The sequence below is a fragment of the Streptomyces violascens genome, assembly GCF_014649955.1.
Lineage (GTDB): Bacteria > Actinomycetota > Actinomycetes > Streptomycetales > Streptomycetaceae > Streptomyces > Streptomyces violascens.
On the sequence record NZ_BMUA01000088.1, the window covers coordinates 1 to 709 of the forward strand.

Sequence of the window (709 nt, forward strand, 5' to 3'; positions counted from 1 at the left end):
CACGCCTTCCGGCGGCTTCATTGGGGCGGCACCGACCGGCGCGAGCATCGGCGGAATGCCCTCGTACCCCTCGGGGGTCCGCGCGGCGACTGCGTATGGAAGCACTGTCAGTTTGTGCTGCACGGCCACCCCGTCCACGGAGCGAATGCGGGTGCGCTCAACGAACCCGCCCTCGGTCGAGGACCAGGGCAGTTCCATGGGCGCGGCATCGGTCTGCCGGACGAGGGTGGTTGCCTCACTGGCCGTCCCTTCGCCGGTCGGCTTCCACGCTTCCGCGGCGGTGAGGTCTGGCGGGACGAACGTCCCGAGGTGGGCATCAGAGGATCGACCGGCCGTCACGGTGGTTCCACTCCGGCGGTCAATGCGGACCATGCCGAGGACGGCAAGCACGGAGTAGGCAGACGCGGCGGTCTGGTGACTCACGTCGTAGCGCTCGGCCGTCTGACGGATGGTCGGCAGCTTGCTGCCGTGCGGGTATTCGCCCGCGGCGATCGCGCTCCGTAGCGTCGCCGCGATCTCGTGCGCGTTCATTCCGGCCCCTCTCTGGTTGAGCTGTCGTACATCAAGGCTAACGGTGTCAGGCCAGGAAGCAAGGTGCGTTGACAGTGATTCAACGTAGATGAGGATTACGTTGACACAGTGTCAGTCTCGCTCTACCTTCGATGTGTTGGGCAAGGCCAACCCCGAAGGGACGGGCCCATGAAGCCTG

Annotated in this window: 1 protein-coding gene; it reads right to left on the reverse strand. The window is 66.1% G+C overall.

Annotation, left to right across the window (positions count from 1 at the left end):
- A partial coding sequence (locus IE206_RS42220; RefSeq protein WP_189972081.1) for a GntR family transcriptional regulator occupies positions 1-531 on the reverse strand: 531 nt, incomplete at its 3' end.
- Positions 532-709: the final 178 nt, after the last annotated feature.